At 60.1% G+C, this 17,057-nt stretch carries 16 protein-coding genes; all 16 read left to right on the top strand.

The genetic code is table 11. The features are described from left to right. The first annotated feature begins 722 nt into the window (after positions 1–722). The 16 genes from CCX46_RS17500 to CCX46_RS17425 all read left to right on the top strand — a co-directional run bounded on the left by CCX46_RS17500 (position 723) and on the right by CCX46_RS17425 (position 16,645). On the top strand, positions 723–1,679 hold the full coding sequence (locus CCX46_RS17500) for an AraC family transcriptional regulator (RefSeq protein WP_127928429.1): 957 nt from the start codon (positions 723–725) through the stop codon (positions 1,677–1,679). Between the two features lie 154 nt (positions 1,680–1,833). Then, complete coding sequence (gene benA / locus CCX46_RS17495; protein WP_127928427.1) at positions 1,834–3,189, top strand: benzoate 1,2-dioxygenase large subunit; 1,356 nt, start codon at positions 1,834–1,836, stop codon at positions 3,187–3,189. After that, positions 3,189–3,677: a benzoate 1,2-dioxygenase small subunit gene (benB, locus tag CCX46_RS17490; RefSeq protein ID WP_127928425.1), complete on the top strand. Its 489-nt coding sequence runs from the start codon at positions 3,189–3,191 to the stop codon at positions 3,675–3,677. The genes benA and benB overlap by 1 nt, the downstream gene beginning before the upstream one ends. A gap of 20 nt (positions 3,678–3,697) precedes the next feature. Beyond that, a complete protein-coding gene (gene benC, locus CCX46_RS17485) occupies positions 3,698–4,711 on the top strand; it encodes a benzoate 1,2-dioxygenase electron transfer component BenC (RefSeq protein WP_127928423.1) in 1,014 nt (337 codons plus the stop codon). 21 nt (positions 4,712–4,732) lie between these two features. Next, positions 4,733–5,494 carry a 1,6-dihydroxycyclohexa-2,4-diene-1-carboxylate dehydrogenase gene (locus tag CCX46_RS17480; protein ID WP_127928421.1) on the top strand — a complete coding sequence of 254 codons (762 nt, stop codon included), beginning with the start codon at positions 4,733–4,735 and terminating at the stop codon, positions 5,492–5,494. Positions 5,495–5,516: 22 nt separating this feature from the next. Continuing rightward, positions 5,517–6,638: a muconate cycloisomerase family protein gene (locus CCX46_RS17475; RefSeq protein ID WP_127928419.1), complete on the top strand. Its 1,122-nt coding sequence runs from the start codon at positions 5,517–5,519 to the stop codon at positions 6,636–6,638. A gap of 15 nt (positions 6,639–6,653) precedes the next feature. Further along, positions 6,654–6,944 (top strand): muconolactone Delta-isomerase, encoded by a 291-nt coding sequence (catC, locus tag CCX46_RS17470; RefSeq protein WP_127928417.1) that lies wholly within the window; start codon positions 6,654–6,656, stop codon positions 6,942–6,944. Between the two features lie 169 nt (positions 6,945–7,113). Further along, positions 7,114–8,031, top strand: a complete 918-nt coding sequence (catA, locus tag CCX46_RS17465) for a catechol 1,2-dioxygenase (protein WP_127928415.1) — start codon at positions 7,114–7,116, stop codon at positions 8,029–8,031. Positions 8,032–8,810: 779 nt separating this feature from the next. Next, positions 8,811–9,857 carry an isopenicillin N synthase family dioxygenase gene (locus CCX46_RS17460; protein WP_127928413.1) on the top strand — a complete coding sequence of 349 codons (1,047 nt, stop codon included), beginning with the start codon at positions 8,811–8,813 and terminating at the stop codon, positions 9,855–9,857. A 27-nt stretch (positions 9,858–9,884) separates the two neighbouring features. Beyond that, positions 9,885–10,694, top strand: coding sequence for a MetQ/NlpA family ABC transporter substrate-binding protein (locus CCX46_RS17455; RefSeq protein ID WP_077572497.1), 810 nt, complete (start codon positions 9,885–9,887; stop codon positions 10,692–10,694). After that, complete coding sequence (locus CCX46_RS17450; RefSeq protein WP_127928411.1) at positions 10,691–11,491, top strand: methionine ABC transporter ATP-binding protein; 801 nt, start codon at positions 10,691–10,693, stop codon at positions 11,489–11,491. The genes CCX46_RS17455 and CCX46_RS17450 overlap by 4 nt, the downstream gene beginning before the upstream one ends. Beyond that, positions 11,488–12,159: a methionine ABC transporter permease gene (locus CCX46_RS17445; protein WP_007950374.1), complete on the top strand. Its 672-nt coding sequence runs from the start codon at positions 11,488–11,490 to the stop codon at positions 12,157–12,159. The genes CCX46_RS17450 and CCX46_RS17445 overlap by 4 nt, the downstream gene beginning before the upstream one ends. Before the next feature lie 8 nt (positions 12,160–12,167). Continuing rightward, entirely contained in the window at positions 12,168–13,724 is a 1,557-nt protein-coding gene (locus tag CCX46_RS17440) for a sugar ABC transporter ATP-binding protein (protein ID WP_127928409.1), read from the top strand. Further along, entirely contained in the window at positions 13,717–14,742 is a 1,026-nt protein-coding gene (locus CCX46_RS17435) for an ABC transporter permease (RefSeq protein ID WP_127928407.1), read from the top strand. The genes CCX46_RS17440 and CCX46_RS17435 overlap by 8 nt, the downstream gene beginning before the upstream one ends. A 23-nt stretch (positions 14,743–14,765) precedes the next feature. Further along, on the top strand, positions 14,766–15,821 hold the full coding sequence (locus CCX46_RS17430) for a substrate-binding domain-containing protein (RefSeq protein WP_127928405.1): 1,056 nt from the start codon (positions 14,766–14,768) through the stop codon (positions 15,819–15,821). A gap of 158 nt (positions 15,822–15,979) precedes the next feature. Further along, complete coding sequence (locus tag CCX46_RS17425; protein ID WP_127928403.1) at positions 15,980–16,645, top strand: sulfite oxidase-like oxidoreductase; 666 nt, start codon at positions 15,980–15,982, stop codon at positions 16,643–16,645. Positions 16,646–17,057 lie beyond the last annotated feature (412 nt).

Below are 17,057 nucleotides of genomic sequence, written 5' to 3'. Positions count from 1 at the left end.
TTCTGTTTCAGGTGGATGCATACGTTATCCAATGTTGAAAAGAGCAATGCTGGCAGAAATAACGTTTTACAAAGCCGATGAATTACCTGGTCATGTATCGTTCTATTGAGGGTTATGATGCCGACGCTCACATGTCTAAGCAGCGACGAGGTTTGGCTGGCAACTCAACGATTTCATTCCCTCTGACACGGTTTTGCACCCGTGCCGGAATGATACTTCGGAGGGCTTTCAAACGGCCGCCTCATTGGCTGCTTTGACATGCATGCTTAAGGCAAGCATGATCCGGTAAGCTTGCTGGAGGTTTGGCCCCCAGCCCTGGAGGCCAAAACGTATGAAGCTTTTGCTGCGTACGCTGAGCCTTGTATGGAGATTGTTTAAAGCCTTTCGCTTTTACGAGTTCCTGCGAGACCACTTTGACGACCTGAAGTAAAGGCCGTTGAGGTGGGAAAAGCCCGTTTTCAGTTTCGACTGAAAACGGGCTTTTTTTGTTTTATAAAACTGTCATAAGTAGGATTTTTCTGTATCGGGTTTTTTTGGCGTGTAGGGCATTTCTTCGGCAAGTGTAGGCGTTGTACAAACCACTCCGTAATCCGCAAGAAGTGTTCGATTATCGAGCGCCCAAACCTTCGTCCAATTGCCCACCGTGACACTCCGGCGTACTGTGAGTCGTGATGCCTGAAACCCCGTGATCCCAAAATAACGACAACAACGAGCAATGCCCCATGGACAGCCATCTGCTGAGCGATCGCAGCAGCGTGTTCCGTCACGCTGACCCTTATGCCGTCTCCGACTACGTCAATCAGCACGTCGGCCAGCACTTCATTGGCCTGTCCAGAACCACCCACCCGCAAGCCAGCCTCAACCATCGCAAACTCGCCGATCTCGATCTGGCCCGCATCAGCTATGGCGGCAGCGTGCGCGTGACCTCCGTGGCGCTGGAGACCGTTTACCACCTGCAAGTGCTCTTGCAAGGCAATTGCCTGTGGCGCGGGCACAAGCACGAACAGCATCTGGTGCCTGGCGAGTTGCTGTTGATCAACCCGGATGATCCGGTTGATCTGACGTACTCGGAAGACTGCGAGAAATTCATCCTCAAGGTGCCGGTCAGCGTGCTCGAATCGGTGTGCGACGAGCAGCGCTGGCAGCACCCCTCCAGCGGTATCCGTTTCCTGCGCAATCACTATCAGCTCGATGAGCTGGAAGGTTTCACCAACCTGCTCGCGATGATCTGTCAGGAAGCCGAGGCCAGCGATCCGTTGCTGCGGGTGCAGGAGCATTACGCGCAGATCATCGGTAGCAAACTGATCTCGCTGATGAACACCAACGTCAGCCGTGAGTGTCTGAGTGCACCGAGCGTAAGCTTCGAACGCATTCTCGATTACATCGAACGCAACCTTAAACTGGATTTGCCCGCCGAACATCTAGCGGCGCAGGCGAGCATGAGCCCACGTTCGCTGTACACCTTGTTCGAGCGCCAGCTCGGCATCACGCCGATGCAATACATTCGCCAGCGCAAGCTGGAACGTATCCACACCTGCCTCAGTGATCCGAGCTGCCCGGTACGCAACCTCACCGAACTGGCCCTGGACTACGGCTTCCTGCACCTGGGTCGTTTCTCCGAAAGCTATCGCCAACAGTACGGCGAACTGCCGTCGCAGACCTTCAAACGCCGCCACTAAAACACTGCGCTAACCCCCCCCTCTGAAACACGCCGAATCACCTGCCGCGCCGTCCTGCGCAAAACGGATAGCGATCTGCAGGATTCGGCTATTGCTCCGTGCATCGCCTCCCTAATCTGACCTGGCCTGAACAATAACAATGGAGGCCCCGGCCATGTCCCTGGGAATCGACTACCTCAATGCCATGCTTGAAGAAGACCAAGAGAAGGGCGCCTACCGCTGCAAGCGGGAGATGTTCACCGATCCGCGGCTGTTCGAACTGGAAATGGCGCACATCTTCGAAGGCAACTGGATTTACCTCGCCCACGAAAGCCAGCTGCCCAACAACAACGATTTTCTCACCACCACCATGGGGCGCCAGCCGATTTTTATCGCGCGCAACAAGGACGGTGTGCTCAACGCTTTTCTCAACGCCTGCAGCCATCGCGGCGCCATGCTGTGCCGGCACAAGTCCGGCAACCGTTCCAGCTACACCTGCCCGTTTCACGGCTGGACGTTCAACAACAGCGGCAAACTGCTCAAGGTCAAAGACCCGAGCGAAGCGGGTTACCCGCAAGGTTTCAATTGCGAAGGCTCTCACGACCTGACCAAAGTCGCGCGTTTCGAGTCCTATCGCGGCTTTCTGTTCGGCAGCCTGAATGCCGATGTGAAATCCCTCACCGAACATCTGGGCGAGTCGGCAAAAATCATCGACATGATCGTCGACCAGTCGCCAGATGGCCTGGAAGTGTTGCGCGGTTCCAGCTCTTACATTTACGAAGGCAACTGGAAACTCACCGCCGAAAACGGTGCCGACGGTTACCACGTCAGTTCGGTGCACTGGAACTACGCCGCCACCCAGAACCAGCGTCAACAGCGCGAAGCAGGTGAGGCGATCAAGACCATGAGCGCTGGCAGTTGGGCGAAGAAGGGCGGCGGTTTCTACTCGTTCGATCACGGCCATCTGCTGCTCTGGACCCGCTGGGCCAATCCGGAAGATCGTCCGGCCTACGAGCGTCGCGACGAACTGGCCCGGGATTTCGGCCAGGCCCGCGCCGACTGGATGATCGAGAACTCACGCAACCTGTGCCTGTACCCCAACGTGTACTTGATGGATCAGTTCAGCTCACAGATCCGTATCGCCCGGCCGATCTCGGTCAACAAGACCGAAATCACCATTTACTGCATCGCCCCCAAAGGTGAGAGCGCCGAGGCGCGCGCCAAACGCATTCGGCAGTACGAAGACTTCTTCAACGTCAGCGGCATGGCCACGCCGGATGATCTGGAAGAGTTTCGTTCGTGCCAGACCGGCTACGGCGCTGGCCGTGGCTGGAACGACATGTCCCGTGGCGCCACCCACTGGGTTGAAGGCGCGGACGCAGCGGCCGAAGAAATCGACCTGAAACCGCTGCTCTCCGGCATGCGCACCGAAGACGAAGGCCTGTTCGTGCTGCAACACAAGTACTGGCAGGAAACCATGCTCAAAGCCGCTGCCAGCGAACCACAACTGATCCCTGTGGAGGCCGTGTGATGAGCAACCTCTACGACAGCGTGCGCGATTTTCTCTACTGCGAAGCACGCTATCTCGATGACGGCCAATGGGATCAATGGCTGGAACTGTACGCCGCTGATGCGACCTTCTGGATGCCGGCCTGGGACGACAATGACACCCTCACTGAAGACCCGCAAAGCGAAATCTCACTGATCTGGTACGGCAACCGTGGCGGCCTCGAAGACCGCATTTTCCGGATCAAGACCGAGCGCTCCAGCGCGACCATTCCCGACACCCGCACCTCGCACAACCTGAGCAACATCGAAATCGTCGAGCAGAGCGCGGACCAGTGCCTGGTGCGCTTCAACTGGCACACCCTGAGCTTTCGCTATCAGGTCACCGACAGCTACTTCGGCAGCAGTTTCTACACCCTCGATCTGCGTGGCGAACAGCCGCTGATCAAGGCCAAGAAGGTCGTGCTGAAAAACGATTACGTCCGTCAGGTCATCGACATTTATCACATCTAGTCGACACGACGAGGTGCACCATGAATTTCCAGATTGCGCTTAATTTTGAAGACGGCGTCACCCGATTCATCGAGGCTGGCGGCCATGAAACCGTGGCCGACGCGGCGTATCGCCAAGGCATCAACATCCCGCTGGACTGCCGCGACGGCGCCTGCGGCACCTGCAAATGTTTCGCCGAGGCCGGGCGGTACGACATGGGCGACAACTTCATTGAAGACGCCTTGAGCGACGACGAGCTTGCGCAAGGTTATGTGCTGACCTGCCAGATGCGCGCTGCAAGCGATTGCGTCGTGCGAGTGCCGGCCGGCTCACAGGTGTGCAAGACCGAACAGGCGAATTTCCAGGCCTCGATCAGCGCTGTCCGGCAGTTGTCCGAGAGCACCATCGCGCTATCGATCAAGGGCGAAGCGCTGAGCAAACTGGCGTTTCTGCCGGGGCAATACGTCAACCTGCAAGTGCCCGGCAGCGAGCAGACCCGCGCTTACTCCTTCAGCTCATTGCAGAAGGACGGAGAAGTCAGTTTCCTGATCCGCAACGTGCCCGGTGGCCTGATGAGCAGCTTCCTCACCGGTCTGGCCAAGGCCGGCGACAGCATGAACCTGGCCGGGCCGTTGGGCAGCTTCTACCTGCGCGAGATCAAGCGGCCGCTGCTGTTGTTGGCGGGCGGCACCGGCCTGGCACCGTTCACCGCGATGCTGGAAAAGATCGCCGAGCAGGGCAGCGCGCACCCGGTGCATTTGATCTACGGCGTGACCAACGATTTCGATCTGGTGGAACTCGATCGTCTCGAGTCCTTTGCCGCACGGATCGCCAATTTCAGTTTCGGTGCCTGCGTGGCCAACCCGCAGAGTGCGCATCCTCTGAAGGGCTACGTCACCCAGCACATCGAGCCGCGCCACCTCAATGAAGGCGATGTCGACGTCTACCTCTGCGGCCCGCCGCCGATGGTCGAAGCGGTCAGCCAATACATCCGCGAGCAGGGCATCACTCCCGCGAATTTCTACTACGAGAAATTCGCCGCTGCGGCTGCCTGAAACCCTTCTTTCGAGGTTGTCATGAACAACAGATTCTCCAACAAGGTCGCGCTGGTCACTGGCGCGGCGCAGGGTATCGGCCGCCGTGTGTGCGAACGCCTGTTGCGCGAAGGCGCGCAAGTGGTTGCCGTCGACCGCTCCGAGCTGGTTCACGAGCTGCAAGGCGAGGGTGTTCTCGCGTTGACCGCCGACCTTGAGCAGTACGCCGAGTGTGCGCGGGTGATGGTCGAGGCGATCAACTCTTTCGGCCGACTCGACATCCTGATCAATAACGTCGGCGGCACGATCTGGGCCAAGCCCTTCGAGCACTACGAAGTCGAACAGATTGAAGCTGAAGTCCGCCGTTCGCTGTTCCCGACCCTGTGGTGTTGCCACGCCGCGCTGCCGTACATGCTCAAGCAAGGGAGCGGCGCCATCGTCAACGTTTCATCGATTGCTACCCGCAGCGTCAATCGCGTGCCGTACGGCGCGGCCAAGGGCGGCATCAATGCGCTGACCGCGTGCCTGGCATTCGAGAACGCCGAGCGCGGTATTCGCGTCAATGCCACCGCGCCGGGTGGCACTGAAGCACCGCCCCGGCGCATCCCGCGCAATGCCGCCGAACCGTCGGCGCAGGAGCAGGCCTGGTATCAGGAAATCGTCGCGCAAACCCTCGACAGCAGCCTGATGAAACGCTACGGCAGCCTTGATGAACAGGTCGGCGCGATCCTCTTTCTGGCTTCCGATGACGCCTCGTACATCACCGGCGTGACCCTGCCGGTCGGTGGCGGCGACCTTGGTTGATGACTTTTCAAGGAATATTGAAATGCAGCGAATTCTGATTGAAAACCTGACGACGATCATCGTCGACCTGCCGACCATTCGCCCGCACAAACTGGCGATGCACACGATGCAGAAGCAGACCCTGGTGATTCTGCGCCTGCGCTGCAGCGATGGTATTGAAGGCATCGGTGAAGCCACCACCATCGGCGGCCTCGCCTACGGTTATGAAAGCCCGGAAAGCATCAAAGCCAATATCGACGCACATCTGGCCCCGGCGCTGGTTGGCATGGAGGCCAACAACATCAACGCCGCGATGCATCGGCTCGACAAGATCGCCAAGGGTAATACCTTCGCCAAGTCCGGCATCGAAAGTGCACTGCTCGATGCTCAAGGCAAGCGCCTCGGCCTGCCGGTCAGTGAACTGCTCGGTGGCCGCGTACGGGACAGCCTCGAAGTGGCCTGGACTCTGGCCAGCGGCGACACCGCCCGCGACATTGCCGAAGCCGAGCAGATGCTTGAAGCGCGTCGCCATCGCATCTTCAAATTGAAGATCGGTGCCAACCCGCTGGAGCAGGATCTCAAGCACGTGGTGGCGATCAAAAAAGCCTTGGGCGAGCGTGCCAGTGTGCGGGTTGACGTTAACCAGTATTGGGATGAGTCCCAGGCGATTCGTGGTTGTCAGGTACTGGGTGACAACGGCATCGACCTGATTGAACAGCCGATTTCGCGGGTCAACCGCTCCGGGCAGATTCGCCTGAACCAGCGCAGCCCGGCGCCGATCATGGCCGATGAATCGATCGAAAGCGTCGAGGATGCTTTCAGCCTCGCCGCCGACGGCGCCGCCAGTGTGTTCGCCCTGAAAATCGCCAAGAACGGCGGCCCGCGTGCTGTGCTCAGAACTGCGCAGATCGCTGAAGCAGCAGGCATCGCGCTCTACGGCGGCACCATGCTCGAAGGCTCCATCGGCACGCTGGCCTCGGCGCACGCCTTCCTCACGCTCAAACAACTGACCTGGGACACGGAGCTATTTGGCCCGTTGTTGCTGACCGAAGACATCGTCACCGAAGCGCCGCAGTACCGCGATTTCCACCTGCACATCCCGCAAACCCCGGGCCTTGGCCTGACGCTGGACGAAGAGCGTCTGGCGCGTTTTCGTCGCCACTGAATCAGGAGAACCAGCATGTTGTTCCACGTAAAAATGACCGTGAAATTACCCGTCGATATGGACCCGTCACTGGCCACCCGGCTCAAGGCAGACGAGAAGGAACTGGCCCAACGGCTGCAACGCGAAGGTGTCTGGCGGCACCTGTGGCGCATCGCCGGGCACTACGCCAATTACAGCGTGTTCGATGTGCCGAGCGTCGAGGCCCTGCACGACACGCTGATGCGCTTGCCGCTGTTTCCCTATATGAACATCGAGGTCGATGGCCTCTGCCGGCATCCGTCGTCGATCCACAGCGACGATCGCTAAATCCCGGTCTGCCCCAAAAACCTTGTGGGAGCGAGCCTGCTCGCGAAAGCGATATGTCATTCGGCATCAATAGCGACTGATCCACCGAATTCGCGAGCAGGCTCGCTCCCACAGGTGAATGGGGGAGCCAAGAACTGCGTCGACACAACAACAAGATGAGGTAACCACCATGACCGTGAAAATTGCCCACACTGCCGAGTTGCAATCGTTCTTCAAAGAAGCCGCCGGTTTTGCCAACGACGACGGCAACTCCCGGCTGAAAACCATCGTCCTGCGCATCTTGCAGGACAGCGCCAAGATCATCGAAGACCTCGAGATCAGCGAGGACGAGTTCTGGAAAGCGGTCGACTACCTCAACCGTTTGGGTGCTCGCTCGGAAGCAGGATTATTGGTCGCGGGACTGGGCCTCGAGCATTTTCTCGACCTGCTACAGGATGCCAAGGATGCACAGATCGGCTTGACCGGCGGCACACCGCGCACCATCGAAGGCCCGCTGTACGTGGCCGGCGCGCCGCTGTGTGAAGGCGAGTGCCGCATGGATGACGGCAGCGAGGAGGGCGTCGCCACCGTTATGCACCTCGAAGGCCAGGTGTTCGATCTGCAGGGCCAGCCGTTGTCCGGTGCCACCGTTGACCTGTGGCACGCCAACACCAAGGGCACCTATTCGTTTTTCGACCCGAGCCAGTCCGAGTACAACCTGCGCCGCCGCATCATCACTGACGCCGAGGGCCGCTACCGCGCTCGCAGCATCGTGCCGTCCGGCTATGGCTGCGACCCGCAAGGGCCGACCCAGGAATGCCTGAACCAGCTCGGCCGCCATGGCCAGCGCCCGGCGCATGTGCATTTCTTCATCAGCGCACCGGGGCATCGGCACCTGACGACGCAGATCAATCTGTCGGGTGATCAGTATTTGTGGGATGACTTCGCTTATGCGACCCGTGAAGGGTTGGTCGGGGAGGTGGTGTTCCGCGAGGACGCGGTGTCGGGGCGCTATGCCGAGCTGAAGTTTGACTTCCAGTTGCAACCGGCGCCGGACGCCAGTGCCGAACAACGCAGCCAACGGCCGCGTGCGTTGCAAGACGCTTGATACCGAGTCGTCTGGTTCCCTCACCCTAACCCTCTCCCGGAGGGAGAGGGGACTGACCGAGATGACCTTGAGCGCTACGTCGACCTGAACGTTTTGTACCGAATCCAACCCGGTCGTTCAGGTCGGTGCATAACCCAAGACAACGCGGTCGGCTCCCTCTCCCTCGGGAGAGGGCTGGGGTGAGGGGACTGACCGAGATGACCTTGAGCGCTACGCCGACCTGAACGTTTTTTACCGAATCCAACCCGGTTGTTCAGGTCGGTGCATAACCCAAGACAACGCGGTCGGCTCCCTCTCCCTCTCCCTCTCCCTCGGGAGAGGGCTGGGGTGAGGGGACTAACCGGGGTGATCTTGAGTGCTACGTCGACCTGAACGTTTTGTACCGAATCCAACCCGGTCGTTCAGGTCGATGCATAACGCTAAACAACTCGGTCGGCTCCCTCCGGGAGAGGGTTGGGAGGGTACTGACCGAGGCGATATTTAGTGCTACGCCGACCTGAACAGTTTGTGCCGAATCCATAATCGCCTCGGTCGTTCAGGTCGATGTATCGCGATATACACCTCGGTCGGCTCCCTCTCCCTCCGGGAGAGGGCTGGGGTGAGGGGAAATCAGGCCTAAGGTAATGCGAAAAAGATATTGGCTCAGTATTTTTAAGATCGTTTAGTTTTGTCACAACGACGAATCAAAACGCATCAAACCGATAGACCCCCGATTGCCATGACGGCACACGCTGAATCGATCACAGGTTCTTCAGGTTTGATTCACACGGGAGTGAATCATGCCGCATACCCTCGACATCACCGCATTACCAACGCTGGACCTGTCGCTGTTCGAAGGCACGGCGCAACAGCGCTACGAATTTCTTGAAAACCTGCGCCACGCCGCCCGTGACGTCGGGTTCTTTTACCTGACCGGGCATGGCATCGACAGCGCTTTGCTCAAGCAGGTACAGGCCCACGCCCGGCAGTTTTTCGCTTTGCCCGACAGCGAGAAAAACGCCGTCGGTATGATCAATTCACCACACTTTCGCGGTTACAACCGTGCCGCCTCGGAGATCACCCGTGGCCAGCCCGATCAGCGTGAACAGTTCGATCTGGGCGCCGAGCGCGAGGTGTTGCCATTAGACGCGGACAGCCCGTTCTGGGCGCGGCTGCAAGGCCCCAACCAATGGCCGGCGGCACTGCCGGAGCTGAAACCGCTGTTACTCGAATGGCAAGAGGCGATGACGCGCATGTCGTTACGTCTGCTGCGCGCTTTTGCTCAGGCACTGTCGCTGCGCGCCGATGCGTTTGATCAGCTCTACGGCGACAAGCCCAACGAACACATCAAACTGATGCGCTATCCCGGTCAATCCAGCGAGTCAAGCCATCAAGGCGTCGGCGCGCACAAGGATTCCGGTTTCCTCAGCTTCCTCCTGCAAGACCAGCAGGCCGGTCTGCAGGTCGAAATCGAAGAGGGCCGCTGGATCGATGCGTTGCCGCGCGAGAACACCCTGGTGGTGAACATCGGCGAACTGCTCGAACTGGCCAGCAACGGTTATCTGCGGGCCACCGTACATCGCGTGGTTTCGCCTCCGGCGGGCAGTGAACGCCTGTCAGTCGCGTTCTTCCTTGGCGCGCAACTGGATGCCGTGGTGCCGCTGTATCCGCTGCCCACCGCACTGTTGCGCGAGGCGCGCGGGCCGGCGAGTGATCCGCTCAATCCGTTGTTTCGCGATGTCGGCTGGAACTACCTCAAGGGGCGTCTGCGCTCGCATCCGGATGTCGCGCAGCGCTTCTACGCCGATGCGCTGCTGCCGCCACCGCCTATTCGTAAATCCGCCTGACTCATCACTCGCTCAAGGACTCCGCACATGATCAAGAAAGCAGGTTTGACCCTGGCCGTGCTCGGCGCGCTGGTGACGTCGTTCGGTGCGCAGGCGCTGGAGCCGTTGCGCGTGGCCGCCGACCCGGTGCCGCACGCGCAGATTCTGGCGTACATCCAGAAAATCGATCCGCAGCTGAACCTCAAAGTCATCGAGATCCCCAACGGTGTGAACTCCAATGAGCTGTTGGTGCACGGTGATGTCGACGCCAATTACTTCCAGCACCTGCCGTACCTGAAATCCCAGGAAAAGGCCCTCGGCGAAAAACTCGCGGTGGCCGCCACGGTGCATATCGAGCCCTTGGGCATCTACTCGCACCGGCACAAAAGCTTCGCCGACGTGCCGGTAAAAGGCACCGTCGCCGTGCCCAACAACGTCACCAACCTGAGCCGCGCGCTGTACCTGTTGCAGGACAACGGCCTGATCAAGCTCAAACCCGGCTTCAACGATCCTGCGGCCGATCAGGCAACGCCCAAGGACATCGCCGAGAACCCGAAACAGCTGAAGATTCTCGAGATCGAATCGCCGCAGATTCCGCGCTCGCTGGACGACGTCGATCTGGCCGTGATCAACGGCAACTACGCGCTCGACGCAGGCCTGGTGCCGGCCAAGGATGCCTTGGGTCTGGAGAAAGCCGAGCACAACCCGTACGCCAACATTCTGGTGACCACACCCAAGCTCGAACACGACCCGCGTATCGCGCAACTGGCCAAGGACCTGACGTCGCCCGAGGTCGCCAAATACATCACCGACAACTTCGCCGGTTCGGTGATTCCGGTGGCGGGCGGCAAGCCATGATCGCCATCGAGCAGTTGAGCAAGACTTATCCTTCGGCCGCGCAACCGGCACTCGATCAGGTCTCGCTGAGCATTCCCGACGGTGCGGTCTACGGGATTCTCGGGCGCAGCGGCGCGGGTAAGTCGACGTTGCTGCGCTGCCTCAATCTGCTCGAAAGACCGGACAGTGGGCGCATTCTGCTCGATGGCATCGACCTGACGACGCTGCCGGTCAGCGAACTGCGCCAGCAGCGTCAGCGCATCGGCATGATCTTCCAAGGCTTCAACCTGCTGCATTCGCGCACGGTGTTCGACAACATCGCGGTGCCGCTGGAGATCGCCAATGTCGGCAAGCCGTGGCGCCACGTACGGGTCCGCGAACTGCTGGAGCTGGTTGGCTTGAGTGACAAGGCGCAGGCCTTTCCCTCGCAGTTGTCCGGCGGGCAGAAACAGCGCGTCGGCATTGCCCGCGCTTTGGCCGCTGAGCCGGCGTATTTGCTCTCGGACGAGGCCACCAGTGCGCTCGACCCGGAAACCACCGAATCGATCCTGCAATTGCTGCGCGATATCAATCGGCAACTGGGCGTGACCATCGTGTTGATCACCCACGAACTGGACGTGGTCAAGTCGATCTGCGACCACGCCGCGTTCATGGCCGATGGACGCTTGGTCGAAGCCGGGCCGGTGCCACGGCTGCTGGCCGATCCGCAATCGCAACTGGGTGCTTCGCTGCGACCGACCTGCGGCCTGCCGCTGGGCCACGCTGAGCCGGGCCTGAGTTTTCTCAAACAATACGGCGTACGGGCGGCGCACTCATGAACCGCACGGTCAATTGGGATGAAATCCTGCAACTGGTGTTCAACGCCACCGGTGAAACCTTGTACATGGTTCTGCTCGCAGGGCTGTTCACGCTGCTGATCGGTTTGCCGCTGGGCGTGTTGCTGTTTATCAGTCGCCGCGATGGACTGCTGCCGATGCCACGCCTCAATGCCGTGCTGGGTGGCGTGGTCAACCTCGGCCGTTCACTGCCATTCGTGGTGATGCTGATTGCCCTGATCCCGCTGACGCGGCTGGTGGTGGGTACGACGCTGGGCAGCACCGCCGCTGTGGTACCGATCACCATCGGCGCGTTTCCGTTCTTCGCGCGCATCGTCGAAAACGCTCTGGACGAAGTCGACAAGGGGCGCATCGAAGCGATCCTCGCCATGGGCGGCGACATCGGTCATGTGATCTTCAAGGTGTTGCTACCCGAAGCGCTGCCGGCGTTGTTGGCCGGGATCACGTTGACGCTGGTGATGCTGATCGGTTTTTCCTCGATGGCCGGCGTGATCGGCGGTGGCGGGCTCGGTGATCTGGCGATCCGTTACGGCTATCAGCGTTTCAACAATGAAGTGATGGTTGCCACGGTGGTGGTGTTGGTGATCCTCGTCCAAGGCGTGCAAAGCCTGGGTGATCGATTGGTTCGTTCGCTGGCGCATCGCCGCTAAGGAATTGTATGAGTGTGCCGGTCGCCGTCGTCCGCGAACCGCTGATTCGTGTACGTGAGTTGAGCAAGATATTTGGCGCGAGCCGGGCGCTGGATGCCGTCAGCCTGGACATCTATCCCGCCGAAGTGGTGGCGCTGCTCGGTGCCAATGGCGCGGGCAAGTCGACTCTGGTGAAGATCCTCGCGGGCAGCCAGACTGCCGACGCTGGCGAGATCTGGCTGGAGGGCGCGCCACGCCATTTCAGTTCGCCGCTGTCGGCGCGACGCTTCGGTATTGTCGCGGTGCACCAACAGATCAACGAGGGCATCGCACCGGGTCTGAGCGTCGCGGAAAACCTCCTGCTCGATGAACTGTGCAAGCCAGACGCGGACTTCTGGCTCAATCGCCAACGCCTGCTGGAACGCGCTGCGAGCATCGCCGCCGGGCTGGGTTTGACCTTGCCGCTGGAGCAGCCGATCGAGCATCTCGGTCAGGCCGAACGGCAATTGGTGGTGCTCGCTCGAGCCTTGGCTTTGCAGCCGCGCCTGTTGATTCTGGATGAGCCGACCGCCGCGCTCTCCGATGCCGAGGCGCAGCGGCTGTTTGGATTGATCGACACCTTGCGCACTCGCGGTGTGGCGATTCTGTACATCTCCCATCGACTCTCCGACCTGCAACGCGTGGCGGATCGCGCCATCGTTCTGCGCGATGGCCAGTTCGCGGGCGAGTTCGCGGCACGGCAATTGCCGGAAGCGGTGAGCGCCATGCTCGGGCAGGCGCTGGCCGAACATGTTTACCAGCCGAGCGTGGCCGGGCGCGAGGTGTTGAAGCTCAGCGCCATGCAAATCCTGCCGCGCTCCGCCGCGTTCGATCTGAGCCTGCACGAGAATGAAGTGGTGGTGCTGACCGGGCTGTTGGGTGCCGGCAAAAGTGAAATCGCTGAGGTCCTGTTCGGTCTGCGTAAAGCGGCCTCGGGCAGGGTGCAACTGGGTGGCGCGGACTGGCGTGCGGACTCACCGCGCCAGGCCATTCAAAGCGGGGTTTTCTTCGCAGCCGAAGATCGCGCCAGTCAGTCGCTGATACCTGATTTTTCTTTGCGTCGCACCCTGACTTTGCCGTTTCTTGAACGCTTTACCCGCGGCGGTTTCATCCGCAACCGCGCCGAAGCGGCAGCGGTCGAGGCACAGGTGGCGGCGCTGGGGATCAAGACTGCCGGTATCGATGTGCCGATGAGCGCACTGTCAGGCGGCAATCAACAGAAAGTCGTGCTCGGCCGCTGGCTGCTCGGCGAAGGGCGGGTATTGATCCTTGATGAGCCCTTCCAAGGCGTCGACGTGCGTGCCCGCCGCGACATCGGCCAACTGCTGCGCGACAGCGCCAGGGGCCGGGCAACGCTGGTGATTTGCGCCGACGTTGATGAAGCCCTGGAAATTGCCGACCGCATCCTGCTGGTGCGCGATCACGCGGTGGTCGCCGAGTATCTGCGCGCCGGCCTCAATCGTGCTGATCTGGTCGCTGCACTGGCCGGCAGCGACGTCACCGAACATTCCCCTCAAGCCACGCCAAGGAGCAGAGCGAGTGCCTGATTCAAGTTCACTGTTATCGACCGAGCCGGCACGCGCCGAACGTCTGCTGCACGGGTTGATCCGCTACGGCCTGTTGTGGCTGCTGGCGCTGATCGTGGTGTTTTTCAGTGTGGCCGAGCCGGCATTTCTGCGCGTCGGCAACCTGTTCAGCATCCTGCAATCGGTGTCGATTGTCGCGCTGCTGGCGCTGGGCGTGACGCTGACCATGGCCGTCGGCGGCCTCGATCTGTCGATTGGCGCTGTGGCGGCGATGAGTCTGATGATCGCCAGCTACGTGATGGTCGTGCTCGGCTGGGGCGCGGTGCCGGCGGTGTTGATCAGTCTGGCGGGCGGGGCGCTGGTCGGCCTGCTCAACGGCTGGCTGATCGTTAAATTACGGGTGCCGGACATTCTCGCGACGCTGGGCAGCATGTTTCTGGTAATCGGCGTGCAATTGATTCCCACCGGCGGACGCTCGATTGCGGTAGGCATGACGCTGCCCAACGGTGAGGAAACCGAAGGTACCTTCAGTGCCGCATTTCTTGCGCTGGGGCGTGGGCGGTTGTGGGAGGTGGTGCCGATTCCGGTATTGATCACGGCGGTGGTAGCGGTGGCTGTGTGGCTGTTTCTCGAACGTACGCGCATTGGTCGTTTGTTCTATGCCATCGGCGGCAACGAGCAAGCCGCACGACTGGCCGGTGCACCGGTGCAGCGCTTCAAATTATTGGCTTACGTGCTCTCGGCGTTGCTCGCATCGCTGGGTGGATTGTTGCTGGCGGCGCGCTTGGGCCGTGGTGACGTCAGTTCGGGCAACGGTCTGGTGCTGGATGCCCTCGGCGCGGCGCTGATCGGGTTTGCCGTACTCGGCGCGAAGAAGCCCAACGCCTTTGGCACCCTGGTCGGCGCGCTGCTGGTGGCGGCGTTGCTCAACGGTCTGACCATGCTCAACGCGCCGTATTACGCACAGGATTTCGTCAAGGGACTGGTGCTGGTGCTGGCCCTGATGTTCACCTTCGGCCTCGCGCATCGGGCGCGTTGAGCCGCTTCATTCAAGGATGTTGTATGCACGGTTCAATCACACAGTTCGCCCGTCATTGCCTCGCCGGTGCGTTGCTTTCGGCGATGGCACTGAGCGCGCAGGCCAAAGCCTTGCCCGGCGCACCCGCACCGTTCGATAAAGGTCAGGTGCAGATCGCGCTGGTGGGGTATTTGTTCTCCGGGGACTTCCCCGAGGCGTATTTGCGCGGCGTCGAAAAACAGACCGAAGCACTGGGTGCCAACCTGCGCGTATTCGATGCCCGGCAGCAGGCGGCGAGTCAGGGCGAGATGATCGATCAGGCGGTCGATCTGGGCGTCGACGGCATCATTGTCCAGCTCGGCTTGGCCGAAACCCTGAAAGCACCGATTGATCGCGCTATCGCTAAAGGCATCAAGGTCGTCGCTTTCGACGTCGATCTGAACACCCCGCAAGTGACTCAGGTCGAGCAGGATCACCATGCGCTGGCGCGTCTGGCGCTGGATCAGGCCGTCAAGGACAACGGCACGAAGTTCGATGCCGGCTACGTGTACATCAGTGGTTTTACGCCGATGGAGCGCCGCGACGAGATCTGGAGTCAGGTCAAGAAAGCCAATCCGGGGATCGTCGAGAAGGCACGCTTTGGCACGCTGAATCCGCCGATCGCCAATTCGGTGGCGGATCAGGCCAGCGCGGTGCTTCGCGCCAATCCGGGCATCAGCGTGATTTTTGCGCCGTTCGATGAGTTCGCCAAAGGCGCGAAAATCGCCGTGGATGAGGCTGGTCTGACAAGCAAGGTGAAGATCTACAGCGCCGATATTTCCACCGCCGATATTCAGATCATGAAAGAACCGGACAGCGCTTGGGCGGCGACGGCGGCGGTCAATCCGCAAGTGGCCGGGGCAATCAGTGTGCGCAGTCTGGCGATGTTGATTGCCGGGGAGAGTCCGGGGCATCAGGTGCTGGTGCCGCCGACGCTGATTACCCGTCAGCAGTTGCTGGATCTGGATGTGAAAAACGTTCGGGATCTGGCGCAGAAGCTCCCGAGCTTTGGTGATACCGCGAATGTCGCGCGGGCCCCGTGGATTCCCGTGGCCAACTAGAACATTTGCCACGACATTGCCCATGTGGGAGCGAGCCTGCTCGCGAAGAGGTCTGATCAGTTGATATCTCTGTTGATTGACCCACCGCTTTCGCGAGCAGGCTCGCTCCCACAGGGGTAATGCGTAGTTGCGCAAACTGAGGGAGTTCTGGAGCTTACATGCACAACAAAGCCTTGCGATTACGCAAAAGCCGTTCCCCGAAAACCGATCCGGCGCTCGGTAAACGACTGCCCCCAGGCCAAGTGCTGACGGAGCGATTTCCAATTCTCCACGAAGGCGAAATACCGGAATACGACCTCGCCAACTGGTCGCTGCGCCTGTTCGGCACGCTCGCACAGCCTATCGAATTACGTTACGCCGACCTGCAGGCACTGCCGCAACGACAACTGCGCTGCGACATCCATTGCGTGACACGCTGGTCGAAGTTCGACACCGAGTGGAGTGGGGTGCATCTGCAGGATTTGTTGCAGGCGTTCGATATCCAGCCAACCTCGGCGTTCGTCATGGCCCATGCCGACCACGATTACCAGACCAACTTGCGACTCGATGATCTGTTACACCCCGACAGTTTGTTGGCCACCCACTACGCCGGCCAGCCGCTGAGCGCGCAACATGGCTGGCCACTGCGGCTGGTGGTGGCGGGGCGGTATTTCTGGAAGAGCGCGAAGTGGCTGCGCGGGCTTGAATTCGTCGAACAGGAACAAGCGGGTTTCTGGGAGCAAAACGGCTTTCATCTGCACGCCGATCCGTTTGCCGAACAGCGATTCAGTGGTGATGAACTGGATATTGCCGAGGATGCCTGGCTGGAAAAAGAGTTCGATTAAGTCTCCAGGACGCAGCCTGTTGAAACATTGGAATACGATCAACCTGTGGGAGCGAGCCTGCTCGCGAAGGGGCCGGGCCAGTTGCCTTTTCGGTGACTGATCCAGCGCTTTCGCGAGCAGGCTCGCTCCCACAGGGTGATGTATTCCGCACCTTGATTAGTTGTAGCTTAGTTGCTTCAGGTGTTGGCTCAGCAACACTTCTGCTGAACTAAGAACAATCCTTTGGAGCGATCTAACCTAAGCGTTATTGGTTCTTTTACGAGTTGCGGCAGCTCGTCTAGCATCGGCTTTCAAGGGGAAACGTCTCACGCTGGGGAAACTGCAACTCATCGTAAAAAAGCTTTACTGCCTTCCAGAAATCCAAAACTACAGCAGACATTGCCGCGCATTGCTTGCCGAACTTTATTGTCGG

This window comes from Pseudomonas sp. RU47, assembly GCF_004011755.1.
Lineage (GTDB): Bacteria > Pseudomonadota > Gammaproteobacteria > Pseudomonadales > Pseudomonadaceae > Aquipseudomonas.
The sequence above is the reverse complement of the archived record's forward strand: the minus strand, read 5'-3'. Positions and strand labels throughout refer to the sequence as shown.